This window comes from Pantoea sp. EA-12 (assembly GCF_030053355.1).
GTDB classification, from domain to species: Bacteria; Pseudomonadota; Gammaproteobacteria; order Enterobacterales; family Enterobacteriaceae; genus Pantoea; species Pantoea vagans_C.
Genome location: NZ_JASGBY010000003.1, coordinates 284,717 through 310,206, shown reverse-complemented (window position 1 = coordinate 310,206; position 25,490 = coordinate 284,717). Strand labels below are relative to the sequence as shown.

At 52.2% G+C, this 25,490-nt stretch carries 26 protein-coding genes and 1 tRNA gene; 16 read left to right on the top strand and 11 right to left on the bottom strand.

Features of this window, described 5'->3' with window-relative positions; translation table 11 throughout:
- Positions 1–60: 60 nt before the first annotated feature.
- Together QMZ30_RS06630 and QMZ30_RS06625 are read right to left on the bottom strand one after the other, a co-directional pair.
- On the bottom strand, positions 61–1,563 hold the full coding sequence (locus QMZ30_RS06630) for a helicase HerA-like C-terminal domain-containing protein (RefSeq protein ID WP_283226796.1): 1,503 nt from the start codon (positions 1,561–1,563) through the stop codon (positions 61–63).
- 142 nt (positions 1,564–1,705) lie between these two features.
- Positions 1,706–3,277 carry an ABC transporter substrate-binding protein gene (locus QMZ30_RS06625; protein WP_283226795.1) on the bottom strand — a complete coding sequence of 524 codons (1,572 nt, stop codon included), beginning with the start codon at positions 3,275–3,277 and terminating at the stop codon, positions 1,706–1,708.
- 533 nt (positions 3,278–3,810) lie between these two features.
- Between QMZ30_RS06625 and QMZ30_RS06620 the strand changes: the two genes are divergently transcribed.
- The 3 genes from QMZ30_RS06620 to QMZ30_RS06610 are packed head-to-tail and all read left to right on the top strand — an operon-like array spanning position 3,811 to position 7,604.
- Positions 3,811–4,542 carry a gluconate 2-dehydrogenase subunit 3 family protein gene (locus QMZ30_RS06620; RefSeq protein ID WP_283226794.1) on the top strand — a complete coding sequence of 244 codons (732 nt, stop codon included), beginning with the start codon at positions 3,811–3,813 and terminating at the stop codon, positions 4,540–4,542.
- 37 nt (positions 4,543–4,579) lie between these two features.
- Complete coding sequence (locus QMZ30_RS06615; RefSeq protein WP_039327630.1) at positions 4,580–6,349, top strand: GMC family oxidoreductase; 1,770 nt, start codon at positions 4,580–4,582, stop codon at positions 6,347–6,349.
- Positions 6,350–6,353: 4 nt separating this feature from the next.
- Positions 6,354–7,604: a c-type cytochrome gene (locus QMZ30_RS06610; protein WP_283226793.1), complete on the top strand. Its 1,251-nt coding sequence runs from the start codon at positions 6,354–6,356 to the stop codon at positions 7,602–7,604.
- Between the two features lie 41 nt (positions 7,605–7,645).
- On the opposite strand, the gene QMZ30_RS06605 is transcribed toward QMZ30_RS06610, so the two are convergent.
- From QMZ30_RS06605 to QMZ30_RS06590, 4 genes are all read right to left on the bottom strand, one after another.
- Positions 7,646–8,320 carry a MarC family NAAT transporter gene (locus QMZ30_RS06605; protein WP_039327634.1) on the bottom strand — a complete coding sequence of 225 codons (675 nt, stop codon included), beginning with the start codon at positions 8,318–8,320 and terminating at the stop codon, positions 7,646–7,648.
- 88 nt (positions 8,321–8,408) lie between these two features.
- Positions 8,409–9,044, bottom strand: a complete 636-nt coding sequence (locus tag QMZ30_RS06600) for a Mic1 family protein (RefSeq protein WP_283226792.1) — start codon at positions 9,042–9,044, stop codon at positions 8,409–8,411.
- 95 nt (positions 9,045–9,139) lie between these two features.
- Positions 9,140–9,619 (bottom strand): carboxymuconolactone decarboxylase family protein, encoded by a 480-nt coding sequence (locus QMZ30_RS06595; RefSeq protein WP_283226791.1) that lies wholly within the window; start codon positions 9,617–9,619, stop codon positions 9,140–9,142.
- 14 nt (positions 9,620–9,633) lie between these two features.
- On the bottom strand, positions 9,634–10,239 hold the full coding sequence (locus QMZ30_RS06590; protein ID WP_283226790.1) for an FMN-dependent NADH-azoreductase: 606 nt from the start codon (positions 10,237–10,239) through the stop codon (positions 9,634–9,636).
- 99 nt (positions 10,240–10,338) lie between these two features.
- On the opposite strand from QMZ30_RS06590, the gene pdxR reads away from it, so the two are divergent.
- On the top strand, positions 10,339–11,715 hold the full coding sequence (pdxR, locus tag QMZ30_RS06585) for a MocR-like pyridoxine biosynthesis transcription factor PdxR (protein ID WP_283226789.1): 1,377 nt from the start codon (positions 10,339–10,341) through the stop codon (positions 11,713–11,715).
- 150 nt (positions 11,716–11,865) lie between these two features.
- On the opposite strand, the gene QMZ30_RS06580 is transcribed toward pdxR, so the two are convergent.
- Positions 11,866–12,381 (bottom strand): YjjA family protein, encoded by a 516-nt coding sequence (locus QMZ30_RS06580; protein ID WP_283226788.1) that lies wholly within the window; start codon positions 12,379–12,381, stop codon positions 11,866–11,868.
- Positions 12,382–12,727: 346 nt separating this feature from the next.
- Here QMZ30_RS06580 and QMZ30_RS06575 point away from each other — a divergent pair.
- Positions 12,728–12,812 (top strand) — tRNA-Leu (locus QMZ30_RS06575).
- Between the two features lie 168 nt (positions 12,813–12,980).
- Positions 12,981–13,367: a DUF1090 domain-containing protein gene (locus tag QMZ30_RS06570; protein WP_283226787.1), complete on the top strand. Its 387-nt coding sequence runs from the start codon at positions 12,981–12,983 to the stop codon at positions 13,365–13,367.
- Positions 13,368–13,475: 108 nt separating this feature from the next.
- On the opposite strand, the gene QMZ30_RS06565 is transcribed toward QMZ30_RS06570, so the two are convergent.
- The gene (locus QMZ30_RS06565) at positions 13,476–14,000 is read right to left on the bottom strand and encodes a hypothetical protein (protein ID WP_283226786.1); all 525 of its coding nucleotides are present in this window, start codon (positions 13,998–14,000) and stop codon (positions 13,476–13,478) included.
- On the bottom strand, positions 13,966–14,811 hold the full coding sequence (locus QMZ30_RS06560) for a winged helix-turn-helix domain-containing protein (protein ID WP_283226785.1): 846 nt from the start codon (positions 14,809–14,811) through the stop codon (positions 13,966–13,968). Before QMZ30_RS06560 ends, QMZ30_RS06565 begins: the two co-directional genes overlap by 35 nt.
- A 415-nt stretch (positions 14,812–15,226) precedes the next feature.
- Here QMZ30_RS06560 and fliA point away from each other — a divergent pair, with 415 nt between their 5' ends.
- From fliA to QMZ30_RS06540, 4 genes are all read left to right on the top strand, one after another.
- A complete protein-coding gene (gene fliA, locus QMZ30_RS06555) occupies positions 15,227–15,949 on the top strand; it encodes an RNA polymerase sigma factor FliA (RefSeq protein ID WP_283226784.1) in 723 nt (240 codons plus the stop codon).
- 244 nt (positions 15,950–16,193) lie between these two features.
- Positions 16,194–16,535 carry a flagellar transcriptional regulator FlhD gene (gene flhD, locus QMZ30_RS06550; RefSeq protein WP_283226783.1) on the top strand — a complete coding sequence of 114 codons (342 nt, stop codon included), beginning with the start codon at positions 16,194–16,196 and terminating at the stop codon, positions 16,533–16,535.
- Positions 16,536–16,544: 9 nt separating this feature from the next.
- Entirely contained in the window at positions 16,545–17,120 is a 576-nt protein-coding gene (gene flhC / locus QMZ30_RS06545) for a flagellar transcriptional regulator FlhC (protein ID WP_283226782.1), read from the top strand.
- Positions 17,121–17,209: 89 nt separating this feature from the next.
- On the top strand, positions 17,210–17,539 hold the full coding sequence (locus QMZ30_RS06540) for a DUF1493 family protein (RefSeq protein ID WP_283226781.1): 330 nt from the start codon (positions 17,210–17,212) through the stop codon (positions 17,537–17,539).
- A gap of 15 nt (positions 17,540–17,554) precedes the next feature.
- Here the strand turns inward: QMZ30_RS06540 and QMZ30_RS06535 are convergent, their stop codons facing one another.
- A complete protein-coding gene (locus tag QMZ30_RS06535; RefSeq protein WP_283226780.1) occupies positions 17,555–18,331 on the bottom strand; it encodes an NAD(P)H-dependent oxidoreductase in 777 nt (258 codons plus the stop codon).
- Positions 18,332–18,421: 90 nt separating this feature from the next.
- On the opposite strand from QMZ30_RS06535, the gene QMZ30_RS06530 reads away from it, so the two are divergent.
- Entirely contained in the window at positions 18,422–19,312 is an 891-nt protein-coding gene (locus QMZ30_RS06530; RefSeq protein ID WP_283226779.1) for a LysR family transcriptional regulator, read from the top strand.
- Between the two features lie 84 nt (positions 19,313–19,396).
- Positions 19,397–20,446 carry a DUF1176 domain-containing protein gene (locus tag QMZ30_RS06525; protein ID WP_283226778.1) on the top strand — a complete coding sequence of 350 codons (1,050 nt, stop codon included), beginning with the start codon at positions 19,397–19,399 and terminating at the stop codon, positions 20,444–20,446.
- A gap of 348 nt (positions 20,447–20,794) precedes the next feature.
- On the opposite strand, the gene QMZ30_RS06520 is transcribed toward QMZ30_RS06525, so the two are convergent.
- A complete protein-coding gene (locus tag QMZ30_RS06520; RefSeq protein WP_039329571.1) occupies positions 20,795–21,472 on the bottom strand; it encodes a YecA/YgfB family protein in 678 nt (225 codons plus the stop codon).
- Between the two features lie 207 nt (positions 21,473–21,679).
- On the opposite strand from QMZ30_RS06520, the gene QMZ30_RS06515 reads away from it, so the two are divergent.
- From QMZ30_RS06515 to QMZ30_RS06500, 4 genes are all read left to right on the top strand, one after another.
- The gene (locus QMZ30_RS06515) at positions 21,680–22,693 is read left to right on the top strand and encodes an isopenicillin N synthase family dioxygenase (RefSeq protein WP_283226777.1); all 1,014 of its coding nucleotides are present in this window, start codon (positions 21,680–21,682) and stop codon (positions 22,691–22,693) included.
- 21 nt (positions 22,694–22,714) lie between these two features.
- The gene (locus QMZ30_RS06510; RefSeq protein WP_283226776.1) at positions 22,715–23,497 is read left to right on the top strand and encodes a MetQ/NlpA family ABC transporter substrate-binding protein; all 783 of its coding nucleotides are present in this window, start codon (positions 22,715–22,717) and stop codon (positions 23,495–23,497) included.
- 147 nt (positions 23,498–23,644) lie between these two features.
- Positions 23,645–24,826 (top strand): serine hydrolase domain-containing protein, encoded by a 1,182-nt coding sequence (locus QMZ30_RS06505; RefSeq protein ID WP_283226857.1) that lies wholly within the window; start codon positions 23,645–23,647, stop codon positions 24,824–24,826.
- A 157-nt stretch (positions 24,827–24,983) separates the two neighbouring features.
- Positions 24,984–25,478, top strand: a complete 495-nt coding sequence (locus QMZ30_RS06500; RefSeq protein ID WP_283226775.1) for an RcnB family protein — start codon at positions 24,984–24,986, stop codon at positions 25,476–25,478.
- Positions 25,479–25,490 lie beyond the last annotated feature (12 nt).

Below are 25,490 nucleotides of genomic sequence, written 5' to 3'. Positions count from 1 at the left end.
CCTGCCAACTTATTCCCACGGATAGAGGCGCCGCTACGGATGGCACATTAAATCAACAGGTTACCGACGACGCCCGCCCATCAGGCTGCCCAGCACCCCACGAATGATCTGATTGGTCACCTGACGCGCCGCGCTCTTGGCCACGCTCTGCACCACACCATCGCGCTTCCCGCCACGCGGTCCGGTGGTGCCAAACAGAATGTCCTTCAACCCACCCAGAATGCCATCATCAACGTCGACGTTATTGCCTTTTGCTTCGGGCGCACTGGCTTGCTGCGGCGCGGCCTGTACCCCTTTTTGCAGCATCTCAAACGCAGATTCGCGATCCACTTCGGTATCGTATTTACCGTACAAAGGAGAGTTATTGATCAGGCCGTTACGCTCATCCTGATTGATCGGCCCCATGCGTGAGCCGGGCGCGATCACCATTGCGCGCTGCACCATTGATGGGCTGCCTTTTTCATCGAGAAATGAAATCAGCGCTTCGCCAGTGCCGAGTGCCTGGATCGCCTCGACCGTGTCAAAGGCGGGATTGGCGCGCATGGTTTCGGCGGCGCTTTTCACCGCTTTCTGGTCCTTCGGCGTGAAGGCGCGCAGGGCATGCTGCACGCGGTTACCCAATTGACCGAGCACGTTGTCAGGAATATCTGCCGGGTTCTGCGTCACGAAGTAAACGCCAACGCCTTTGGAGCGAATCAGGCGAATCACCTGTTCGACTTTTTCCAGTAAAACCGGTGGAGCATCGGTAAACAGCAAGTGCGCTTCATCAAAGAAGAACACCATTTTTGGCTTATCCACATCACCCGCTTCCGGCAGTTGCTCGTACAGCTCAGCCAACAGCCACAGCAAGCTGGTGGCATAAAGTTTTGGCATCTGGTAGAGCTTCTCTGCGGACAGGATATTGATAAACCCTTTGCCCTCGCTGTCACAGCGCATCCAGTCACGGATATCCAGCATCGGTTCACCAAAGAAGTGTTCGGCACCTTGCTGCTCCAGCGCCAGCAGACCGCGCTGAATGGCGCCTACCGAGGCGCTGTTGATATTGCCGTACTGGGTCTGGAAGGATTTGGCGTTATCGCCGATGTACTGCGTCATGGCGCGCAGATCTTTGAAATCCAGCAGCAGTAAGCCCTGGTCGTCTGCAATGCGGAAGATGATTTGTAATACGCCGGATTGCACCTCATTGAGATTGAGCAAACGCCCCAACAGCAGCGGGCCGAGATCGGAAACGGTGGCGCGGACCGGATGACCTTTCTCGGCAAAAATATCCCACACCATCACCGGATTTTTCTGCGCTTGCCAGTCAGTCACACCGATCTTCTCCAGTCGCGCCAGCAGTTTTTCTGAACCTTCCCCGGCAGCGGCCACGCCCGTCAGATCGCCTTTCACGTCGGCCATAAATACCGGTACGCCAGTATTAGAGAAGGATTCGGCGATTTTTTGCAGCGTCACGGTTTTCCCGGTGCCGGTAGCGCCGGTGATCAGGCCGTGGCGGTTGGCCATATTGGAAAGCAGGGATAACTGGATGTCAGGCGTTTGAGCAATCAAGAGCGGGGTGGTCATGTTTTTTCACTCGCAGGCAACAGGTTATGCCTGAAAGAATAGCAAGTGAGGCTGGTGGCGGCGCAATTTATTGCGCCATGAAGGGTATCTTGTAGGGCGCAGCTTGAAGGCCGCACCCTACATCAGTGTGAGTGATTTGACGTTACTGCTTCTGCACCGCATCAAAATACAGCAGGCTCACACCAATACCCTGTTGGACATGGCTCACGTTATTACGCACCGCGACCTGCTGCGCCCCTTGCAGCAGCACCACAAACGGCGAGTTATGCTGAACCGTCTTTTGCAAATCGGTATACAACTCACGTCGCTTAGCGGCATCACTTTCGCCTGCGGCTGCCCGCGTCTTCGCGCTCAGTTCTGGTATCTCCCAACCGACACGCCACGCCAGGGTTTTCGAGCCGCCCGGCACGTTGTAGGCAAAGGCGCTGGCATTGGTGTTGGGGTCTACGTAATCCGCACCCCAGTAGATAAAGATCGACTGGAAATCACGGCCGCGCATTTTGCTCCACAGCTCGGATTCCGCCACCGGCTGCAATTCAATGTGCACATCCGCTTTGGCGAAGCTGGCCTGCAGCGCCTGCGCCACATCAATGTAAGGCGGCTGATTGATCACCGTCAGCGCAAATTTGCTGCCCGATTTAATGCCGCCTTTGGCCAATATCGCTTTGGCTTTTGCGACATCGTAATGGAATGGCTGATCGTCCAGGGCACCGTCGAAGCCCTGCGGCAGGAAGCTCTGGTGAATATTGTATTGCCCTTTCAGCAGATCCTTTGAGATGGATTGATAGTCTACCAACCAGCGTGCCGCTTCCCACAAGGCCGGATTACCCAGCGCGGGCTGTGCTTTGTTCTGCGTATTAAAGCCGAGGTAATACACCAGGCTTGAGGGGAAGGCATCGATGCGCAGGTTTTTATCGCTTTTCAGCGCATCAATCTGATCCGGCCCCAGCTGGTAAGCCACATCGACATCACCCTGCTGAATCAACAGACGACGCGCGCCGGCATCGGCCACACCTTTCAGCAAAACACGCTTCAGGTGCGGCTGTGGATTAGCCTGCTTATTGGCGCTCAGCACCAGCGCCTGCTGTGGCACATATTGCTGGATGGTGAAGGCGCCACTGCCTGCGGTGTTAGTGTGCAGCCAGCCGTTACCGAGATCGTTATTTGCGGCATGTTGCTGCACGGTTTTGCTGTCCACCACCGATGCCACCGGCGCGGTCAGCAGACGCAGTGCCAGATCCTGGCCAATCGCGGCTGGCCACTGGATCTCCAGTTGATGGTCATTCAACACCTTAAACTGGCTGGTGATATTGGCAGTGGTCCAGCCAAATTCAGCGAGGATAAAAGAGGGCGCTTTGTTCAACTGCACAGCGCGCGTCAGTGAGAAGATCACATCTCGTGATGTCACCGGATTGCCGCTGGAGAAGCGAGCACCCGGCTTGAGGTTAAACACCAAACTGTGCGGCGTGCTGCCGGTCTGCCATGAGGTTGCCAGCAGCGGAGCCAGTTTCTGCGGCGTGTTGCGGTCCGCTTCCACCAGCGTCTGGTAGATGTTGCGCTGCACGCTGTTGCTGACGGTTTCAAAGCTTTCCGCCGGATCGAAACTGATGATGCCATCCAACGGCACGGCGACCACTAGCGTGTCTTTCGGTGTGGCAGCCTGCAAGGCAAATGCACTACCCCATAAAGCGACCAACAAAATCAATGCGCGCATTTATTGTTTTCCTGAGTGATAGATTAATCGACTCTATCGCTGCTGCTGCTCAGGCAAAATGCCGGTTTGTTCTGAGCTGTGCCAGAAATTAACAATTGATAACATTTGGCGATTATCACGCTTATTTTGTGCGCTGCTTGTCATTTCCAGGAAATAGATCGTTCACAGGCTGGTCAATTAAGTAAATAAAATGTTATTAATGAGAATAATTCTCTTGTATGGAAGTATGATTTATTTTCATCGATTGACTTGCGCGATTATTTCTTTGCGCGATCAGTTTTGGTCAATTGCCCATCACGAATCGCTAAAAACACAGCATTTGTACGGTTAAAAGCGAAATTCCCGCCTCGAAAGCCCTTTACCAGCCCTTAACCTAAATTCAACATGATGATGGTTTCTCATCAAAACACATCTTTAATTTAATTTTTACATTCAGAAATATCTGTATCCCTAAGATTGCCAGGTTCTTTACCGATTTATAAAACCATTAACAAGAATAATTATCTTTCTTAGCAAGTGAGAGTCGTCGCGCCATGCTTCTTAATAAACCGACCACCAGACGTAAGTTTTTACTCGGGTCGCTGTTGGCTTTGCCATTAAGCGACCTGGTATTTAAGGGATTAACTGCGGCGCAAGCTGCGGAAATGGCAGCACCTGAACTCGCCGACTATAAACCGATCTTTTTCAGCGCGGAGGAGTGGCAGTTCATTCTGGCTGCGACCGACCGTCTGATTCCGGCCGGTGGTAATGGCAAAGCACCTGGTGCACTGGAAACCAACGTACCAATCTTTATCGATCAGCAGTTACATACGCCTGAGTTTGGCGGCGAAATCTACATGCAGGGTCCATTTGATGTGCATGCGCCTGCCACCATGGGTTATCAAATTCCGTTTACCCCGCAAGAGATGTATCACACCGGGATTAAACTGGTGAATCAGTGGACACAGAGCACCTATCAAAAGGCGTTCCACGAGCTGTCGCTGGAAGAGAAAGATGCGGTGCTGACCAAGGTCAACAAAAACGACGGTATCGACTTCGCTGCACTGGGCGAGCCGAATCTGAAAGCCTCGCAGTTCTTTGGCCAACTGCTTGCAGATACCAAACACGGCTACCTCGCCGATCCGATGTACGGCGGCAACAAAGGCATGAAAGCCTGGATTGCTATCGGCTTCCCTGGTGCGCGTGCCAGCTTCACCGAATGGGTGAAACAGCACAACGTGCCGTACCCGCTGGGACCGGTCAGCCTCTTGGGTGAGCGCGCCTAAGCCTCCCCCCGTATTTGGTATGTGAGACAGGATTAACATGGCACAGATTACAAAGAAAGAAGTCGACGTCGTCGTTTGCGGCCTCGGCTGGGCCGGTTCGTTGATGAGTATCGAACTGGCATTAGCAGGATTAGAAGTACGCGCGTTAGAGCGTGGCGGTGAGCGTGATTACCCGGATTTCGCCTACCCGAAACCGGCGGATGAATACGCCTACAACGTCCGTAACAAAGTGTTCGCGACCCCGAAAGAAGTGGCGGTCACCGTGCGTTACAACATGAGCCAGACGGCACTGCCAACCCGTAAATGGGGTGCATTTGCTCCGGGTACTGGAGTGGGTGGCGCAGGTATGCACTGGACGGCAGTACTGATTCGTCCAACGCCGACCGACATCAAGCTGAAGACCTATGTCGATCAGGCTTACAAGCCAGGCGTATTGCAGGAAGATATGCGCGTGATGGACTTCCCGTTCACCTGGGAAGAGATCGAGCCGTATTACTACAAATTTGAACTGATTTGCGGCCAGTCGGGTAACACCGGCAACTTGCGCGGTCAGATTCTGGAAGGCGGCGATCCGTTTGAAGGACCACGCTCTGAACCTTATCCGCTGCCAGCGCTGGAAGACACGCTGAACAACGTGATGTTCAAAGAGGCGGCCACTAAACTCGGTTACCATCCGTTCCCGAACCCGTCTGCGTGCGTTTCACGCGCGTGGAAAAACCCGTACGGCAACCAAATTGCGCCTTGTAACTACTGCGGTTACTGCTCGAAATACCCGTGCCTGAACTACTCGAAAGCTTCGCCACAAACCGCGGTGATGGATGCGCTGAAGCGTCTGCCGAACTTCTCATACGAAGTGCACGCTGAAGTGTACAAAGTGGTTCTGCATGATGATGGCAAAACCGCGAAGGGCGTTCTCTACTTCGATGTGGACGGCAATGAAGTGTTCCAGCCGGCCAAAATCGTGGTGCTCTCCAGCTTCCAGCTGTACAACGTGCGTCTGATGCTGCTGTCCGGCATTGGCAAGCCGTACAACCCAATCACCGAAGAGGGTGTGGTAGGTCGTAACTACGCGTTCCTGTCGAACGGCGGTGCAACTCTGTTCTTCAAAGACAAGAACTTCAACTCTTACGCTACTGCGGGCGCGACGGGCCAGATGTTCAACGACATCTCACCAGGTAACTTCGACGGTCCAGGCCTTGGTTTCCTCGGCGGCGCGAAGATCCACAGTTCGCAGGCCACCGGTACACCCATGGCAGCAGCACTGCCGAAAGGCACGCCAAGCTGGGGTATGGGTTACAAAGAGGGGCTGGAGCAGTGGTACAACCATTCCATGAAGATCAGCATCACGACCACTTGCCAGTCGTATCGCGATATCTATCTGGATCTGGATCCACACTACACCGACCATCGTGGCCAGCCGCTGCTGCGCATGACGTTCAACTGGAAAGAGAACGAACTCAAGCTGCAACAGCACCTGAAAGGCATCGTCGGTGATATCGCGAAAGAGTTGAATCCAGACAGCATGAGCATGAGCTTCCTGCCAATGGGCGCGGACTTTGACCTGACCAAATACGTTTCTACCCACAACGTGGGCGGTGCCGTCATGGGCGATAACCCTAAAACCTCGGCGCTGAACAAATACCTGCAGAGCTGGGATGTGCATAACGTGTTTGTACCGGGCGGTAATGCCTTCCCGCAAAACTTCCAGGCGAACCCGACCGATACCATCGGCGCGATTACCCTGATGGCGGCGCAGGCGATCAAAGAACACTATCTGAAAAACCCCGGTCCACTGGTACAGGCATAAGCACATGAAATTAAAATCATTGTTAATCGCTAACGCCGTGCTGCTGGGAAGCTTTGCGGTACAGGCACACGCGGAAGATGAAGCCGCACTGATCAAGCAGGGCGAATATCTGTCACGCCTTGGCGACTGCATGGCGTGCCATACCGTGGCGGGCAAGGCGGATTATGCCGGTGGTTTGGCGATTGAGTCGAATCTTGGCACCATCTTCTCCACCAACATTACGCCGGACAAAGAACACGGTATCGGCAATTACAGCGAGCAGCAGTTCTCCGATGCGGTGCGCAAAGGTGTACTGCCAGATGGTTCACGCCTCTATCCGGCGATGCCTTATCCGGATTACGCCAAAATCAGTGATGAAGACATGCACGCGCTGTATGTCTACTTCATGAAAGGCGTGAAGCCGAGCAGCGAGCAGCCAGAAGAGACCAAACTGAGCTTCCCGTTCAGCCAGCGCTGGGGCATGCGCTTCTGGAACTGGGCGTTTACCTCTGACAAACCGTTCCAGCCAATTGGCGGCGCGTCTGAAGAAGTGAATCGCGGTGCTTACATCGTGGAAAGTCTTGGCCACTGCGGCAGCTGTCATACGCCGCGCGGTCTGGGCATGAACGAGAAAGCACTGGATAGCGGTGACGATCAGTTCCTGGCCGGTGGCAGCCTGAATAACTGGGATGTGCCGTCATTGCGTGGTTTGCCGCGCTGGAGCGAGCAGGAGATCGTCGATTACCTGCAAACCGGCCGTAACGACAAAGCGGCAGTGGGCGGAGAGATGAAGTCAGTGATTGAGCACTCCAGCTCACACATGACCGATGCCGATCTGAAAGCGATTGCCGCTTACCTGAAGTTTATTGGCGGCAACCCGCCACTGCAGGCATACAACGTGCAGAAGCAGCAGGCAACGGAAGCGAAACTGACCGCAGCGAAAAATCTGTCGGAAGGTGAGCGTCTGTACATCGATAACTGCGGTGCGTGTCACTTCGTGACCGGCAAAGGTGCGCCAGGTATCTTCCCAGAGCTGGATCAGGCAACAATTGTAAATGCCAAAGATCCGACCGGTTTGATCCACACCATCCTTGCGGGTGCACAGCAGCCATCGACTGAGAAAGCACCGTCAACACTGGCGATGCCGGGCTTTGGTCAGCGTTTGACGGACGATGAAGTGGCGCAGTTGGCGACCTTTATCCGTCAGGGTTGGAGCAACAATGCACCAGCGGTGACCAAAGATCAGGTTGCAGACGTACGTAAGACTTTGAAATAAAAAATTGAAAACCAGGTGCGCCATTGATGGCGCCCTGGATTTTAGTGAAAACTCCGCACCACTTCTAACACGCCGTTAATCACAAACTGCACGCCCATACACACCAACAAGAAGCCCATCAGACGCGAAATCGCTTCAATTCCGCCTTTACCGACCAGCTTCATTATGGCGCCCGAACTGCGCAGCGAAATCCACAAAATCACCGCCACGGCCAGGAACGTCAGCACCGGCGCTACCGTCACCACCCAGTCAGGGAAATCGACGCCAGATTTCACCGTTGACGCGGAGCTGATGATCATCGCAATGGTGCCAGGACCCGCCGTGCTCGGCATCGCCAGCGGTACGAAAGCGATATTCACGCTTTCGCGCTTTATGTTGGCGTCGATTTCATCCTGTTTATGCTCGGCTTCCACCGAATGGCCCACGGGTTTGGCGGGGAACAGCATACGAAAACCGATAAAAGCGACGATAAGCCCGCCCGCCATACGCAGGCCAGGAATTGAGATGCCAAAGGTGTGCAGCACCGCATTACCGGCATACCACGCCACCATCATGATGAGGAACACGTAAATCGACGCCTGCAAAGACTGGCGATTACGTTCCTGGAAATTCATGTCTCCCGCAAGACCGAGAAACAGCGCCACCGTGGTCAACGGGTTAGCCAGTGGCAACAGCACCACCAATCCCAGACCGATGGCCTTAAACAGTTCAAACATCTTTTTTCCCAAGGATGTGGTTTAAAAGGTCGCCATAATTGGCGACCTTACAATCTGAAGGATGCGCATTTATGCGCACCTGAAATGATCAATGCTTCGGCGTTTCCAGCGCTTCCAGCAGCTCGGGGAAGAAATCCTCCAGCAGTTCTGGCGTCATCAGTTCTGGGTAGCTAATCAGATGCTCGCGAATGCGCTCATTCACCTCTGGCAGCAAACGCTGTGCCGCTTCACCAGCGGTGATTTTTTTCTGCTTCATCAGACGCAGAACGTCATCGGGCAAGCCATCTTCATCCTCGACTTCATCCACGGCTTCCAGATCGTCCAGCTCATCCAGCATATCCATCAGCGTTTCAATCTGTGGCGTGCGTGACTGATATTCAGCGGGCTTTTCATTTTCCAGATAGCGCAGCAGCGCACGCACGGGGGAACCATCGGGCGTCGTCGGCGGCTCGCTGGCAAACCAGCTTAAGAGGTCGTGTTGGCTGACCTGATGGACGTGATAACCGTTATCCACCAGTTCATCGGCAAGGATATCGGCAGTATCGTGCTCAATCAGGCAAATGTGAGTGCGATTCGGGGTGAACTGCTCCAGCCATTGATATATCTCTTCAATGACGCTGTCGTCGTAATTGAACGTCTGGCTGAGATAGCTCTCATCCTGCTGGTGAACGCAGATGCGAATCAGGTCGGGGTCGAAGTAAATCGCAATGTTGATGCCTTTCATGCGCGCTGTCCTGTGTGGTGCAAAATCTCACTATAGCGTCAGGCAGCGCAGATGAACATGATAACGCCAGCAGCAGTGGCTACTGGCGGGAAAAATTAACGCAAATCAGCACGATCTAACCCATAAGCGCTGTCGAGTGTGCCCGGAGCCATCTGCGATAAGATCATCAAACGGTTCCAGGTGTTGATGGCGGCAATCTTGAAAGTCAGCTCACTGATTTCACTCTCAGAGAAGTGCTCACGCAACTCACCGTACAGCGCTTCATCGACACCCTGCTCGCCGATGCGGGTCAGGGCTTCAGTCAGCGCAAAGGCCACTTTTTCGCGGGCGCTGAACAGCGGAGACTCACGCCAGATTGACACATGATGAAGACGCAGTTCGCGCTCGCCATCAATCTTCGCCTGTTTTACATGCATATCCAGGCAGAAGGCGCAGTGATTCAGCTGCGAGGCACGGATATCGATCAGATGTTTCAGTGATTTCTCCAGCGCGGTATTGGCAACGGTGTTGGAGAAATCGGACATAGACTTGGCCAGCGCTGGCGCAGTTTTAAAATGGTTAACACGTGAAGTCATGATGTTTTCCTCATTCAGAATAGACGGTCAATAGCTTGCAGAGCATGGGGTAAGGCGGTGTCGCGGCTGATGGGATCATGGGTGCCATCAACACGAATAAAATTCACATCGGTGATGCCGATGTATTCCAGCGCCACGCGAATGTAAGGCGTGAACTGGTCATCCTGTACAAAGGGGCCGTGGGCAAACACGCTGCCGCTGGCGACCACGCTGTAGACTTTTTTGCCGTTTACCAGGCCCACTTTGGTGCCTTCTGCAGTAAAGGCGAAGGTCCTTCCGGCACGGGTGATGTGGTCGAACCAGGCTTTTAACACTGACGGCAAGCCGAGGTTCCACATCGGCGATGAGATAACCAGGGTGTCGCAGGCAAACAGCTGATCCACCAGTTTTTCGGATGTGGCAATCGCAGCACGCTGTTCATCGTTACGCTCCTCAGGGCGGGTAAAGAAAGCGCCGATGGTGAAGGCGTCGAGGTGTGGCAGCGGATGCTGTGCCAAATCGACAATGGTCTCTTCCAGATCGCCATGCTGCGCGCGCAGTTTCTCAACCAACCGCGCCGAGGCGATGCGTGAGGCCGATCCGGCCAGATCCGGGCTGACCTGAATGTGCAGCAGTTTCATGAATTCCCCTTAATGAGATAGCGCGACGAATGCAGGCATCTTAAACTTCTATGTCTGAGGGAAAAGGGTCAATATCGGTAAAAACAGGTAGGACATAAGATGGGCTACAAAGAGATCTATACGCGCTATCGCGATCAGATTGTGGCAGGGCGCTTGAAGCCGGGCGATCGTGTGCCTGCGATCCGGGTGCTGGCCAGTGAGCTGCAAGTGGCGCGGAAAACCATCGAAACCGCCTATGAAATCCTGATCGGTGAAGGCTATTTCGTGAGCCAGGGCGCCAGAGGTACGCGTGTGAATCCCGCACTCAATCTCGGCGATGCGTCACCGGTCTCACCTGCGCCAGAGCCCGCCCGTCTTGAGCGCCCGGTAATTGAAAGCAAAGGCGAGCTGCGGCTGGGCATTCCAGCCTTAGATGAGTTTCCGCACAAAAAGTGGCTGCTGATTTCTGGCAAGGCGGCGCGCACATTGCGTCCGGACGAGATGATCATGCCCTCGATCATGGGCTATCAGCCGCTGCGTACAGCTATCGCCAGTTATCTGAATATCTCACGCGGGCTGAATTGCCAGCCGGAGCAGATCTTCATCACCACCGGCTACCGCGCGAATCTGCGACTGATTCTCGCGGTGTTAGCGCATCCTCATGACAAGGTGTTATTTGAAGATCCCGGCTACTTCTTTGGCCAGAAACTGTTGAAGCGCATCGCACCTAATCTGCACTACGTGCCAGTGGACCGTGAAGGCGTTGATGTTGATTATTTGCAACGTTATCACTCAGACGCACGCTTTGCGGTGGTGACGCCCACGCATCATAGCCCTTTGGCTGTCACGCTCTCTTTGCCGCGCAAGCATCAATTGCTGGAGTGGGCGCAGCAGAATCAGAGCTGGATCATCGAAGATGATTACGACGGGGAGTTTCACTACACGCGCAAAGTGATCCCCGCGCTAAAAAGCCTGGATGCTCACGATCGCGTGATTTATACCGGTACCTTCAGCAAAACCATGATGCCCGCCATGCGCGTCGGTTACCTGGTGATGCCGCAAGAGACCATTGAGCGCTTCCGTGAGCTGGGTGAGATCCTGGAAACCGGCATGCCGCTGTTGCCGCAAAAAATTCTGGCGCAGTTTCTCAGTGAAGGGCATTTCTATCGTCACATCAAGAAGATGCGCACACTGTACCAGCAGCGACGTCGCATGATGCTGGATGCACTCCAGCACTGTTTTCCCCAGCTGTTTGAGTTTGAACTGACCGATGGCGGTATGCACATTGTCGCCTTCCTGCAACGGGGCATTCAGGACGTGGCACTGGCAGAGATTTGGCAGCGGCACCAACTGCGCGTATTACCGCTTTCCGGCTGGTACACACAAACACAAAAGCGCTACGGGCTTGTGATTGGCTACACCAATATCCAATCCTATGAGCAAGCGGTGGGAGTATTGGAACGCGTGGCGGCGGAAACGCATGAATTGATGCGCTGAAGACAGAAAAAAGGCGCGAGGGACAGCTCGCGCCAGAATATTGCTATCCCAAACCATTCATGATGCAGGCAGGCGGCAACCGAGAGACACCCGATGAGCTCGGGGGAACGAGAGCAGCCAACGCACCTGCGCCTTGAATGATGGCGGATATTACATGCCGATGTATTTCTTGCCCTGTTTCAGGACCACATCACAGGCTTTGGTTTTTACCTTCTCACCCATTGGTGAGTTGCTCAGACTCTGCAGGTTGAGCTGCTGGCCGTTGCCGGTATTCAGCAAACCTTGCAGACCCTGCTGGTAATCGGTTTTCTGCTCTTGCGCGGTGGTACTGCTCAGACCGAGCTTGCTCAGTACCTGATCCTTCACCGATGCCACATTGTTATCCACCACGTTATGCTGCACGCAGTAAGACATCACGCCTGCGGCATTCGTCATGCTGTTAGCGCTAACCGCTTTATCACCGCCATTCAGCAACCCAGTCAGCGACGAAAGTGACAGACCGCCGTTCTGTGAGGTGCTGGTGGTAGAAGTGCTATTGTTTTGCTGAGACAGCTGCGACGCCGCGCTGCTCAGTTGGTCCTGCCAGCTCGCCGCCGATGCTCTTCCTGCAACCATTGCTGCCGCAATCCCCAATCCCCAAATCGTGCCTTTCGCTACTTTAATCATCTCAACCTCGTTGTCTTTATACATCTGACACTGTCAGTTTGGGTTATGAACCATGAATAGTAGGAAAGTTCCAAATCAAAGAGGGGAGTGTGGCACTTTGGGAGTGTTCTGGTTTTTCCAGCGTGGGCTCCAGTCTTGTAGGGGCGACCTTTAGGCCGCCCACTGGCTACACAGATACTTCTCTCGATGCACAAAACGGAAAATTACCCTGCTTTAGGACTCTAACTGCTGTATTCGCACACAGAGTGCTGATTTTTTCAACGCTTAGCGCACAACCCTGTCGATTCCGGTTGCGCACTTCGTTCGTAACGGTATAATCCCCAACGTTTTCCGCATCCTCTTCAGTGCCGAAGTGGCGAAATCGGTAGACGCAGTTGATTCAAAATCAACCGTAGAGATACGTGCCGGTTCGAGTCCGGCCTTCGGCACCATCGATTGATGCAAAAAATCAAGTCGCTTACGAGCGGCTTTTTTTTTTGCCTGAATATCCCTCCCTGACACATCCCACCCCCTTTATTTGCCTGATATTGATCGCCCTTAAGAACCTGTTAAGAACAATCCTTATAATCGCCCCTATATATTTAAATACTGGGTACATGATGAAAACGGTATTAATTTCTCTTTCAGTTTTACTGACCTCGCTGGTGGTGATGCCTGCACAAGCGGTCAATGCCGCAACCGGTTGTGAAGCCAAAAAGCAGGAGATTCAGCAAGAGCTGTCGCTGGCACGTGAGCAGGGCAATAAGGCGCGTATTGCGGGACTGGAGAAAGCACTGCGTGAAAACAGTGACCACTGCACAGACAGTAGTTTACTGAAAGCGCGCCAGGAGAAAGTGGCGGAAAAACAGCAGAAGGTGCGGGAGCGTGAACAGTCGCTACGTGAAGCACAAGCCGAAGGTCGCCACGATAAGATTGAGAAGCAGCAGCGCAAACTGGATGACGCTCGCGATGAGCTGAATAGCGCAAAAGCGGCGTTAGCGCAGTAGCAGATATTGTCTTCTGATATAGCCAATTAAGGTGTAACAACCTTAAGATCGTTCCTGAGACGTAGTCATTGCAAAATACTCAGGTCATTTTCAGCGGTTGCTACGTCCCTATCTTATGCAAATATTACGCGCCACGTTTTCCGTGCCAGAGGCCAGTACCTTACCATCAAGCATATATAAACCAATCATGCTGACATCACCTGGCTGAATATAGGGAAAAACGTAATCCTCAACATCGTCGTCGTGGCTTCTGTCACCCAAACCTCTGCTCAGATGTGTGACTTTAATTTTCAATAAGTTGTGATGAAATTGAGTCTCAAACCATAACGCGCGATGAATGTTCGTGACTGGCGCAATAAGTTCTCCATCAACAAAGCGAGACAAGGTTCCAAGATAACTCGTATGACCCTGGTTAAACCCATCACGATAGCTGCGGTAAACCCCTTTCGTCACAACCACTTCACGTTCACTTTTGATGTCATAAAATGCCATTGGAAAGCCGCATTGTATTTGTTGTGAAGACGTATACCACCACCCTCCAACAATGCTCGTTAACGCGAGAAAAAAACTGATGATGAATAGCCAAAGCAGCGTCAGTTTAATTGACACGAAAGTAGTAGGATTGGCACGCATTGTTAACTTCCTGGAGCGTTTGTTGACAGGCAATGACGCCTTGATGATGAAGTGAGCTGGCCGCACTCAAGGTGACATACAACTCTTTGGCAGCAGATTGATGAGGTTTAGCTTCCAGTACATAGCGCGTATAGGTACGTAAGGTGGCTTCAATCAAGGCATGTTGAGTTTGCATGCCTTTGGGCACCCATACTCTGCTTTCCACTGGTGTTAATTGCCCTTGCCACTCAATAAAATCCACTTTTTTAGGCGTGAGAAATAGCAGTTGTTTTGCTATTAAACCAATGATGGCTCCGGCAGCGATACCACTGGCAGTGATTAGCAAGGCCCGTTTCCAGTGGATCGCAAGGAATCCGGACGGCAGCAAGTCATTGGGTAATACACTGTCTTCAGCATGAGCAGCATCCAGAACGATTAAGCGATAACCGCTGCGAGTCACAGCCAGAAGATTGACCTGCTGATCGAGGTCCAGCGTCATCAGTGCACTGCGCAGTTTACTGATCATTACTCGAACGCTATTTTGAGTCGCGGCAAAACCAACGCTACGCCAGCCTATATCCATCAGTTTTTCTGGCGATAATACGTCACCGTTTGCCTCTGCCAGTGCATGCAAACAGAGTGCAGCGCTGGCAGGCAGCGTGACAGACTTTCCATCCTGATTACGCCTTAGTCGTCGCGTACGCGTATCCAGGGAGGCCGTTAAGCCAATAGGTATCATATTGTTCATAAAGCTTTTTTCTTTGAGGGTCGTGTTCAGGTGGGGCCTTAGTATTATGAATATCGTTGGCTCCTCCCCAGCAAGGCGGCTCAAGAGTGCCAGATTTTCCCTACTCAAAAGGTTTTATTTTTCCCAAAAAGCGCAACTTCACCCTTGAAACATTAAGCTTGTTTACGGAAAAGTCGGTCCTGTCATGGCAAGGTTATTTTTTTACGATAATTAACAATGTGTCAGCCGTTCAACTTGTTACGAGTTGTGCTAATAATGGTTAAAAGATTTCATCTGAAAGATTGCTTTGGCAGGGCGACTCTTGTACGGGCACCGTCATCAAAAATGGAGAAATGGGTAATACTGCATAAAAGGAAAATATCATGTCTGCCAGAATATATTCTTTGATCCCAAATATAGTTATTAATTAAATTGGTCAAGTTACCGTGCTCTTATTGCACTATGCAATAAGAACTTTTCATTCAATACTTTTCAATGATGATATTGAGTGAGAGGCAATATGGACGATTTGTATGAGGAGGTGGGTTTTGAAAACAAAGACGCTCTTTGGGTAAAGTATAAATGCTTAGTGAAACATGAAGTGTTAATGCTACAAAGACGTTTGCCAGTAAATGTCGAGTATGATGATTTATTTCAAGTGGGTGCCATCGGATTTATTTTAGCTGTTGATAGTTTTGATGCGAACAAAGGTGTGGAGTTGAGTGTCTGGATTAAACAACGGGTGCGTTGGTCGTTAATGGATGAGCTTCGTGAGCGAGATTGGGTGCCGCGACGCATAAGAGAACATGATCGACAGATGGCGGGTATTATTAACATACTCGAGCAAGGAAAAGGAAGGGTTGCAAGTAACAGAGATATCGCTGAATACATGGGGGTATCACTTGAGGCGTTACAAAAGATACGGTTAGATAATCATATTATAAAGATCCGCTCACTTAATGAATTGCAAGGGAATGATGAGGTCTGTTGGGAAAGACTCAAGGAAAAAAATGAATTTCAGGATCCTTTGAATAAACTAATTAAAGGTGATGTAGCGTTGTGCATGGCTAAGCAACTTGAATATATACCCGTTCGTGAGCGAAAGATAATTCATCTCTATTATTATTATGGTTTAAATATGCGTGAGATTGCCATTGTACTAAACGTAACTGAAACCCGTATAAGCCAACTTCACGCACTGGCAATAAAAAAGCTACGTAGTCAAATGGTTTTGATCCTCTGATCAAGTGGTCTTCCTCTCGTTTAAATCTTTAATATAATCAATAATAACATTTAATAATATTATTTTATAAATATATCAATGTGTTGTGTGTTTCTGTTTTTCTGGTGCCTTGTTCGTGTCTCTAGAGTGTCTATTATGTTCCCCACTAAGATAGCCAGTTTTTTATTGAGTTGATAGTTGCCAGTATCAATTGAAGTGTCACTGTTTTTTAATTCATCTGCTTTTAATTATTAAGGTGTTTTTCATGTCTGACTTTGATGAGTATCTGTCACAAATTCATGATTTAAATTTATCTTACCTTTTGCTTGCGCAGCAGTTAATAAGGAAAGATAAGTTCTCTGCAGCTTTTCGCTTGGGATTGTCAGAAGAGATGATCGATAATATAAAGCTATTAACACTGCCACAGTTGATGAAACTGTCTGCGACAAATCAATTTATTTGCCGTTTACGTATTAATGATCCAGTGTTGCTCGACCAGCTTACTAAAGAATCACGAATCGAGGCTTTGCAGAAAATCCATACGGGGATTCTTTTATCGACAGATCTGCTTAATTCAATAAAAAGAGATCCTCGAATGTTCGGCTAAGGTGAAAATATGTATGACAAGAAATTGTTGCGGGAGTTACAAGAAGTGCATCTAGCTATTGAGTTAATTTCTCTGGGGGCACGTATGCAGGTTCTGGAGTCCGAAACGTCATTGAGTCGACGAAGGCTATTACGGTTATACAAAGAGCTGCGTGGGTGCCCGCCCCCCAAGGGAATGCTGCCTTTTTCCGAAGACTGGTTTATATCATGGGAGCAAAACATTCATTCGTCAATTTTTTATAATACCTACATTTATTTAATCAATGCAGAAAAAGCTACTCCTATTAATACGCTACTGAAAACTTACCGACTCTATCTGGAACAGTGTTATTACCTAAGTAACGAAAAGCCGGTGTTGGGTCTGACACGGGCATGGACATTATTACGTTTTATTGACTGTGGCATAATTTCGCGAAAAACATGCCGTGTCTGCCAGGGGGGATTTGTGATGATTACGGAGAACATTGAAAAATCATTTACCTGCAGTTTTTGTCACCCACCCTCGCGCGCGCAAAAGCGCTTGCAAAACGAACATGTCCATTCGAGAAATGAAGTGGTTGAGCTAGATAACAACCAGGAAGATTGAGCGAAACGCCTGACTAGCGCACAGTTTTTTCACCCCGCTTGTCAGATAGCATGGCAGAATAGCCCTCTCATTTAGCAGGAGGGTAGCTCATGACCGATGACATCGACCAGCGCATCTATGAATTAGTGCGTCGCTACGACGGCGTTTATCTGTTCAAGCAGAAGACCTTAACTCCACAGGTTGATATCGACAGCGATCTCAACTTTGAGCGTGAAGAAGCGCAGGCGTTAATGGATGAATTCTTTGCTGAATTTGCTGTTGAACGTGGCGGTTTTGCGATTGAAACCTACTATCCCAATGAGCCTTCTCTGGTGCAGATCCTCAACCCGTTTAACAAGCGTGAAGTCCCGGTGGTGCCGGACTTCACGCTCGCTATGTTGATTGAGTCGGCCAAAGCGGGGCGTTGGCTGTACGAGTAAGCTAGCGCCGCGTCATCACTTCACATGGACACTAAAGCCACTCTCATTGGTCGCCAGTGTGGCTTTCAGCGTCAGCGCCGGGATCTCATAATCGCCGCCATTTTGCTGACGAAACGCAATCGGTGCCGTCTCGGCCAGTGTATCCAGCCGCGTCGCTAACGCATCGCACCAGCTTGCAAAGCGCTCTTGTGCGGATTTCTGTACGCGATAAAACACCAGCGGGGGCAGAACACTAAAGCCTGGATAGAACAGCATGCCGTGCTGGATCGGGAACAGCAGCTGATCAATCGAGCCGTTGATGCCCCGTGGACTATAGTGTGATTCCCAACCGCCAGTGGTGATAACCAACATTGCACGCTTGCCTATCATATTGCCCTCGCCGTAACGATCGCCCCAATGCTGTTCATTGTGCTCCCCCACGCCGTAGGCAAATCCGTTAGCGTATACGCGGTCAAACCAGCCTTTCATGATGGCGGGCATGGTGAACCACCACAGTGGGAACTGAAAAATCACCGTGTCGGCCCAGCGCAGTTTTTCCTGTTCTGCCGCGATATCGGCAGGCTGTTGCTGATGGTCAAACGCATAACGTGAATCCAGCGTCGCGTCATAATGCGTACCGACCAGGGGCGCTAACGTATCGGCTGCATCAAGCTGCGCTTTCCATTGCATGGCGTAGAGATCCGATACTTGCACCTGATGCCCTGCGTTTTGCAGGTGTTCGATGGCGAAATCTTTTAATGAACCGCTGAGTGAACGGGGTTCTGGATGGGCATACACAATCAGTACATTCATGGCTGAATCCTGTGAGATGAAAACCACTGCAGGTTAAGCCGATGCTGACTATAGTAGAAATCAATTGCGGATATCTCAGGTATAGCCACGGTGAATATCAACTCGCTGGATTTAAATCTGTTGCAGACACTTGATGTCTTGCTGGAAGAGCTTAATGTCACGCGTGCGGCACAACGTCTTAACCTGTCACAACCCTCGGTGAGTGCACAGCTTGCCAGGTTACGCGCGGTTCTTGACGATCCGCTGTTGCTGCCGGGACCACGCGGGATGTTACCAACATCACGAGCGGAAGCACTGCGCGATCCGTTACGGCTGGCGCTGGAAGCATTAACCCGCGCCGTGGCGCCGCCTGACGTTTTCAATCCTGCCCACGCCGACCAGACCTGGCGCATTGCCGCAACGGATTACATGTCCTCGGCACTTGTGCTGCCGGCGCTCAATTTAATTCGCGATGCTGCGCCGCGTAGCCGTATGGCGGTCTTCACCTTGAATCCACCGCAGGTGGCGCAGCAGTTGGAAAAAGGCGAGTTGGATCTGGTGTTTCATACCGGTGACAACGCGCCCCCGACCTTACATCAGCGCAAGTTGTTCAGTGAGCGCTACGTGCTGGCCGGGCGACGAGATCATCCACAACTGCAGCAGCCGCCCACGCTGGATCAATTTTGTCAGCTGGAGTTTGTGCTTATCTCACCTGATGGCGGCGGATTTAGCGCGGCAACCGATAGTGCGCTGGCCAAGCTGGGCCGTAAGCGGCGGGTCGCGCTGTCAGTGCCCCATTTTCTGTTTATGCTGGAGGTGCTGGCGAGCAGCGATTTAGTCGCCGTGGTGCCGGAACGACTGGTGCGCAACACGCCACATATTCGTATCTTCACGCCTCCGCTGGAGATACCGGGTTTTGATATTTTGATGCTGTGGCATCAACGCCTGCACCGCAATCCGGCGCAGCAGTGGCTGCGACAGCAGATTGTGGCGTCGTTATAAGCTCATGCTTAGCGCAAAAAATTCACTTCTCCCGCGCGCTAAAAATCATCACACTAGCCACCTTTACCATTATGGAGAGATGGCATGAAAACCCGATTGCTGCTGGCGTTAGCGCTGCTCACCAGTTTGAGCGCGCCACTGTTAGCAGGCGAAGACGGCGTCTCCTTTAGTCACAAAGACTGGGAGCTCGCTTGTGATAATACCTTAACCTGTCGCGCTGCCGGTTACAGCGCCGAAGAGGGCGCTGGCGGTTCGGTGTTGCTCACGCGTGATGGGGGGCCGAACGCCGTTACCCACGGTCGTGTGGTGTTGGCCGATACCGGTGATGACGACTCCAAGCAGGTAGATACGCTGGCGCTGTGGATTGATGACCATGCGCAGGGTGAGGTGGTGAAAGCCGAGAATGATGAGTGGACGCTCACCGATGCGCAAACCCTGGCGCTGATCAATGCCATTAAGGGCAACGGTAAAGTGGAGTTTCGCGGCGGCGAAGAGCCGTTTGAGCTTTCCAGTAACGGCGCGTTCGCCACGCTGTTGAAAATGGATGATGCTCAGGGGCGGCTCAGTACGCCACGGGCATTGGTGCGCAAGGGTAATAAGCCTGAGAACAGTGTACCAGCGGCGGTATCCATGCCAGTGATCCAACAGGTCAAAGTAGAAAAAGCCACACCTCGCCCCTTGACGGAGGATGAGCTGGCGCTACTGAAACCAAAGTTGATTGCTTCGCTAACTGACGATGACAGTTGTGACAACCTGGCACCGACCGACGATCAGCCCGAAGAGGGGGCCGAACCGCTAACGTTGACGCCGGTGGATGATGCACATGTGTTGATCGCCGCACTTTGCTGGCGCGGGGCGTATAACGAAGGTTATGGCTACTGGTTAATCGACAAATCCTTGCAGGGCAAACCACAGCTGATCACCGATTCCGGTTCAGATTACAGCGAAGGGGTGGTGTCCGAAGCGCAAAAAGGTCGTGGCATTGGCGACTGCTGGAGCACTGCTGCCTGGGTATGGGATGGCAAAGATTTTGTGCAGAGTAGCGATGCGACAACCGGCATGTGTCGCGCGATTCGTGCAGGCGGCGCATGGCAGTTGCCAACGCTGGTGACTGAGGTCAGACCGGCACCGTAATCCAGTGAGGGCGCATTTATGCGCGTCGGGTCGCTAATGCTTGCCAGTTGAGTTACCGGCACTAACGCCGTCTGGAGCCGCACCGGGGCTGGCGGTCCTCGCGCCGCTAGCGCGGTGCCTTCACTTCACTCGTCTGCCTCACGGACCGGTGCCGATGGAACATCCATGTTCCAGCGCCACCTTTCGCCCGCGTCCTGCGGGCTCTCCTGGCATACTCGCTCAGCTCAGCGCTGCGGATGCCTGCCCCGGTGCGGCCCCAGCCTGCTCTTCAGCACAGGTGTGTGTTGTCAGAAAGGGCACATTGTCTGAAGCCATGCTCCCTAAATGGCGACCGCTACAAAAGCCAGGTTACTTACCGCAGCACTGCTTGTATTTCTTCCCGCTTCCGCACGGGCAAGGGTCGTTACGACCGGTTTTCTCGCCGGCAAAATGGGGCAGTTGCGGCTCAGGATCGGGCTGTGCCAGGCGCTGCTCTTGCCAATACTCGTGCAGCTCCAAAGCGGCAGGGCGAATGGCCTCGATGCTGGCTTCAAACTCTTCCGGCGAGAAGGCTTCGCGCTTAGCCAACTGTGTTTCACTGCCGTGCAGGGTGATGGCGTCCATAGCGGGTTGTAGTGCTTCCGGCAATTCGGACCAGTCTTTATCCAACGCCACGCCACGCAGATATCCGTAGCACCAGTCTTCCACCACGGTGAACTCCTGGCCCTCCATCTCCTGGAAGCCAAATAGCGGATCAAACTGATCCGGGAATTCAGCCAGACGCTCAGCGATATCGTTGAAATGCTGGAAGATCAGCGCCATAAAGCGATCCATCTCGCGCTCATTGGCCCATTTTGGAATCTGCTTTTGCCCGCCCCACATTGCCACCAGCCACTCGCTGGGTTCGATATCATTGGGGCCAGAGAGCAGCGCGGTCAGCATGCCGTCCAGTTCAGACGTATCCACCACTGACTGTTCGTTGCCGTATTTCTCCAGCATATCTTCCAGCCAGTTCAGCTCTTTTTCGGTTAATGGACCCTGGTTCATATGACATCTCCTGTTCGGGGCTTGGGCAGACATAAAGTGGCCGCGATTATAGCCACAAGTGACCACGATTTATCGCTTTTTGCATAACGATTGCAGAAGCTTTTATAAAAATCATTCGCCATAACATATTGCCCAACAGTATTGGCTGGAATTGACGCCAGATGTCAGCGTAAAAGCAGAATTTTTCTGCATAAAGGACGCCAAACAATGGCTGAAACATTGCCTGTACTGGATCTCGCGCTGCTGGAATTACCGGATGCTGAGCGCTCACCGTACCTCGCTGAACTGCGAACCACCGCGCGCGATGTCGGTTTTTTCTACCTGACTAATCATGGCATCAATCCGCAACTGCTGCAGAACGTTCAGAGCATCACTCAGGCGTTTTTTGCGCTGCCAGATGAGGAGAAGCAGCGCGTTTCCATGATCCACTCGCCGCATTTTCGCGGCTACAACCGTGCAGGCGTGGAATACACCCGTGAACAGCGCGATCAGCGTGAACAGTTTGATATTGGGGCCGAGCGAGCTGCGTTGACGTTACAGACGGGTGATCCTGCCTGGCTCCGACTGCAAGGGCCGAATTTGTGGCCGGAAGCGCTGCCGCAGTTGCGCCCAGTGATTCATGCGTGGCAGCAGGCAATGACGGCCGTTGCTCTACGTCTGTTACGCGCCTTTGCAAAATCCCTGTCTCTGCCCGCCGATGCCTTTGATGCGTTATACGGTACGCATCCCAATGAGCATGTGAAGCTTATCCGCTATCCCGGTCAGGCGGCCAGCGCCAGCCAGCAGGGGGTGGGGGCGCATAAAGACTCCGGTTTTTTGACCTTTCTGTTGCAGGACGTTCAACCCGGCTTACAGGTGGAAGTGACCCCTAATCACTGGGTAGATGCGCTGCCTAAACCCGGTGCGTTTGTGGTGAACATCGGTGAACTGCTGGAAATCGCCACTAACGGTTATCTGCGCGCCACGGTGCATCGCGTGGTGTCACCCCCTGCGAATAAAGCGCGCGTCTCCATCGCCTTTTTCCTTGGGGCGCAATTAGATGCCGAAGTCCCTCTCTATCAATTACCCCCGCATCTGGCTGCAGAAGCAAGGGGGCCGACCAGCGACCCGACTAATCCGCTGCTGCGGGAAGTGGGCTGGAATTATCTCAAGGGACGCTTGCGTTCCCATCGTGATGTGGCGGCGCGGTATTACGCCGACGCTCTGACTCCCGTTAAATAATCATAAAAGTAAGGAAAGCCCATGACTAACAAGGTGATAGCAACGCTGGTAATGATCTCAGTCATGAGTTCATACGCTTCAGCTGCCGCTCTGCGCGTAGCGGCCGATCCGGTGCCACACAGTGAAATCCTCAATCACATCAAACAGAGTGACAAAAACCTCGATCTCAAAGTGATTGAGCTGAATGGCAACCTCAATGCGAATGAATTGCTGGCGCGCGGAGATATAGATGCCAACTACTTCCAACACGTGCCTTATTTGCGCGATCAGGAAAAAGCCTTGGGAGAGAAATTTGCGGTGGTGGCAACGGTGCATATTGAGCCACTGGGGATTTACTCGCACAAAGTAAAATCCCTGAAAGATCTGCCTGATGGGGCGCAGGTGGCGGTGCCGAATAACGTCACTAACCTTAGCCGAGCGCTTTATCTGTTACAGTCCAGTGGCTTAATTAAACTCAAGAGTAGCAGTACCACGACGTTGGTCACGACGGCGGATATCAGTGATAACCCGCGCCACCTGAAAATCATTGAAATCGAGGCACCGCAGCTACCGCGAGCGCTGGATGATGCACAGCTGGCGATCATTAACGGTAATTATGCGTTGCAGGCGGGGTTAGTCCCCTCAAAGGATGCGCTGGCGCTGGAACAGGCGAAGGACAACCCGTATGCGAATGTGCTGGTCACCACGCCAAAGCTGGCTCATGACCCGCGCATTCTCGAATTAGCGAAAGATCTGGAGTCAAAGCAAACGGCTGAATTTATCAACCAGCACTATCACGGTTCGGTTATTCCGGTTAATCAATAATCCCTTGCCGCCACCTGATTCTGGCAGGTGGCGGATAGCCTCTTCTGTGTTATATTTCGCCACAAACACCCATCGCACGTTTTGCTAAAAATAAAAAACATTATATAAATCAACTGCTATGAAAACTTTCGCCAGGAATAAGCGGTGATGCGCTGCATCATGCCGCGCTTGCTGCTGTTGTGCTGCAGTTTGCTGTTGAGCGCCTGTGGCACGCTGTCACAAACCTCCGCGCCGGTTGGCGATAGAGTCTATCTATCGCATGCCACCTTCAATGAAAACGTCGATGATATTGTGCAGCATTACATGCAGCAAAAGCAGGTGTCTGGCATCAGCATTGCGATCATCCATGAACGCCACGCGCCGAAATTTTATAGCTTTGGCGTCACCGATGCCGTGCACCGTTATCCCATTACGCCGGATACGCTGTTTGCACTCGGTTCACTCAGCAAAGGCATGACGGCTGAGGTGATCATTGAGCTGGTGGATCGCGGTGTACTGCACTGGAATGACACCCTCGCCACACTGTTACCGCCAAGTGTGCCGCTCAGTGCCGATGCCAAACGTATCACCCTGCTGCAACTGGTGACGCATACCTCCGGCTTGCCGCGGCAGGATATGGATCTGCCGATGTTCATGAAGTTTATGGCTTATCTACGCAGCGGTGAGAATTTTTACGGCAATCTCGATAGCGATGCGGTGCTGAGCTATCTGTCTGATTTTGATGCCCCCGCAAAACCTGCGGCGCAATACTCCAATCTGGGTTACGCGCTCCTCGGTTACATTCTCAAGTATCGATTGCACCAGGATATCGAGACGCTGGCGCAACGCAATCTGTTCCAGCCACTGGGCATGACCAGCAGCAGTTTCCACCCACAAACCTTATCTGGCTATCCATGGCGCGCCTTGGGGCATGCAGGCGATCAGCCTAAGTTCATCCCGCGTGGCGATCTGACGCCGGATTGGGCGTTCAGTAATAATATGGTGGCCGCCGCGAGTCTCTACAGCAACGCACGTGATCTGATCCGCTATCTGGATGCGCATCTGCACGATGATGCGAATGCGCCGATTAACGCGGCTTTTGCTCAGGTGAATCGCGGTTATGAGCAGCACGGTAATCAGACGCAGAATATTGCCTGGGTTACCGATACTTACGGCCAACAGAAAATTACCTATCAAGTGGGCTATATCGGCGGATACGCCAGCTTTATCGGCTTTGATAAGCAGAATGGTAATGCCATCGTCGTGCTGCAGAATGCATTTAACTGGAGCAACTATTTGGGTATCGCCTTACTAATGGACCTGGTGCAGAAAAAAAACGCTGAACCCTGAACACGGTTGCTTGCAATTTTGCTGCGCCAAAAAAAGCTAGCGCTGAGGTATGCTGTGCAGCAATATTTGACGCGCTAAGTGCGTGGAGGGAACCTTCTGCGTGCTGCACTTGTCACTAAATTGGACAGTTAATAATTAACCAGAGTGGAAATCACCAATGCGCAGGACACACGTCACCCTTCTTTCTGCAGGAATTTTTCTGGGCGCTTTGAGCCTGACCCCAGCCGCGCTGGCTGAAGGCGAGCAAACGGATAACGTACCACCGCCACCACAAGTTCAGCAGGTGGCACCTGATGCACAAACCCAGACCCCGGCCGCAGATGCACCAGCCAGCAATCAGCCGGCTGAGTCCTCTGGTGATGTTGCACCGATTCGCCCGTCACAAAATGGCATGCAAGATGCACCAGCAGGCCAAAATAACTACGACCTGCATACCATTGTGATCGACTACAAAGAGTACAAGGTCGGTGATGTGGTGCCGGATGAGTACCGTAAAAAGCAGTACACCATTGTAGAGTGGCAACCACGCCATCTGCCAGCACCTCAGCCAGGGACGCACTGGGCTTATATTAATGCCAATTACATCCTGATCACCGACGATAGCGGCAAGATCGTGATGGGTAAATCTGGCGATATCTTCTTTAAAGGCTAATCCCTTTTTGCG

Excerpts from the sequence above, each read along its gene's own strand:
- QMZ30_RS06540 (WP_283226781.1), top strand. The coding sequence starts at position 17,210 with ATGACCGATGACATCGACCAGCGCATCTATGAATTAGTGCGTCGCTAC.
- QMZ30_RS06610 (WP_283226793.1), top strand. The coding sequence starts at position 6,354 with ATGAAATTAAAATCATTGTTAATCGCTAACGCCGTGCTGCTGGGAAGC.
- QMZ30_RS06525 (WP_283226778.1), top strand. The coding sequence starts at position 19,397 with ATGAAAACCCGATTGCTGCTGGCGTTAGCGCTGCTCACCAGTTTGAGC.
- QMZ30_RS06505 (WP_283226857.1), top strand. The coding sequence starts at position 23,645 with ATGCGCTGCATCATGCCGCGCTTGCTGCTGTTGTGCTGCAGTTTGCTG.
- QMZ30_RS06595 (WP_283226791.1), bottom strand. The coding sequence starts at position 9,619 with ATGACTTCACGTGTTAACCATTTTAAAACTGCGCCAGCGCTGGCCAAG.
- QMZ30_RS06565 (WP_283226786.1), bottom strand. The coding sequence starts at position 14,000 with ATGCGTGCCAATCCTACTACTTTCGTGTCAATTAAACTGACGCTGCTT.
- QMZ30_RS06500 (WP_283226775.1), top strand. The coding sequence starts at position 24,984 with ATGCGCAGGACACACGTCACCCTTCTTTCTGCAGGAATTTTTCTGGGC.
- QMZ30_RS06570 (WP_283226787.1), top strand. The coding sequence starts at position 12,981 with ATGAAAACGGTATTAATTTCTCTTTCAGTTTTACTGACCTCGCTGGTG.
- QMZ30_RS06590 (WP_283226790.1), bottom strand. The coding sequence starts at position 10,239 with ATGAAACTGCTGCACATTCAGGTCAGCCCGGATCTGGCCGGATCGGCC.
- QMZ30_RS06580 (WP_283226788.1), bottom strand. The coding sequence starts at position 12,381 with ATGATTAAAGTAGCGAAAGGCACGATTTGGGGATTGGGGATTGCGGCA.
- pdxR (WP_283226789.1), top strand. The coding sequence starts at position 10,339 with ATGGGCTACAAAGAGATCTATACGCGCTATCGCGATCAGATTGTGGCA.
- QMZ30_RS06600 (WP_283226792.1), bottom strand. The coding sequence starts at position 9,044 with ATGAAAGGCATCAACATTGCGATTTACTTCGACCCCGACCTGATTCGC.
- flhD (WP_283226783.1), top strand. The coding sequence starts at position 16,194 with ATGTCTGACTTTGATGAGTATCTGTCACAAATTCATGATTTAAATTTA.
- QMZ30_RS06520 (WP_039329571.1), bottom strand. The coding sequence starts at position 21,472 with ATGAACCAGGGTCCATTAACCGAAAAAGAGCTGAACTGGCTGGAAGAT.
- flhC (WP_283226782.1), top strand. The coding sequence starts at position 16,545 with ATGTATGACAAGAAATTGTTGCGGGAGTTACAAGAAGTGCATCTAGCT.
- QMZ30_RS06615 (WP_039327630.1), top strand. The coding sequence starts at position 4,580 with ATGGCACAGATTACAAAGAAAGAAGTCGACGTCGTCGTTTGCGGCCTC.
- QMZ30_RS06535 (WP_283226780.1), bottom strand. The coding sequence starts at position 18,331 with ATGAATGTACTGATTGTGTATGCCCATCCAGAACCCCGTTCACTCAGC.
- QMZ30_RS06620 (WP_283226794.1), top strand. The coding sequence starts at position 3,811 with ATGCTTCTTAATAAACCGACCACCAGACGTAAGTTTTTACTCGGGTCG.
- QMZ30_RS06625 (WP_283226795.1), bottom strand. The coding sequence starts at position 3,277 with ATGCGCGCATTGATTTTGTTGGTCGCTTTATGGGGTAGTGCATTTGCC.
- fliA (WP_283226784.1), top strand. The coding sequence starts at position 15,227 with ATGGACGATTTGTATGAGGAGGTGGGTTTTGAAAACAAAGACGCTCTT.
- QMZ30_RS06605 (WP_039327634.1), bottom strand. The coding sequence starts at position 8,320 with ATGTTTGAACTGTTTAAGGCCATCGGTCTGGGATTGGTGGTGCTGTTG.
- QMZ30_RS06630 (WP_283226796.1), bottom strand. The coding sequence starts at position 1,563 with ATGACCACCCCGCTCTTGATTGCTCAAACGCCTGACATCCAGTTATCC.
- QMZ30_RS06510 (WP_283226776.1), top strand. The coding sequence starts at position 22,715 with ATGACTAACAAGGTGATAGCAACGCTGGTAATGATCTCAGTCATGAGT.
- QMZ30_RS06515 (WP_283226777.1), top strand. The coding sequence starts at position 21,680 with ATGGCTGAAACATTGCCTGTACTGGATCTCGCGCTGCTGGAATTACCG.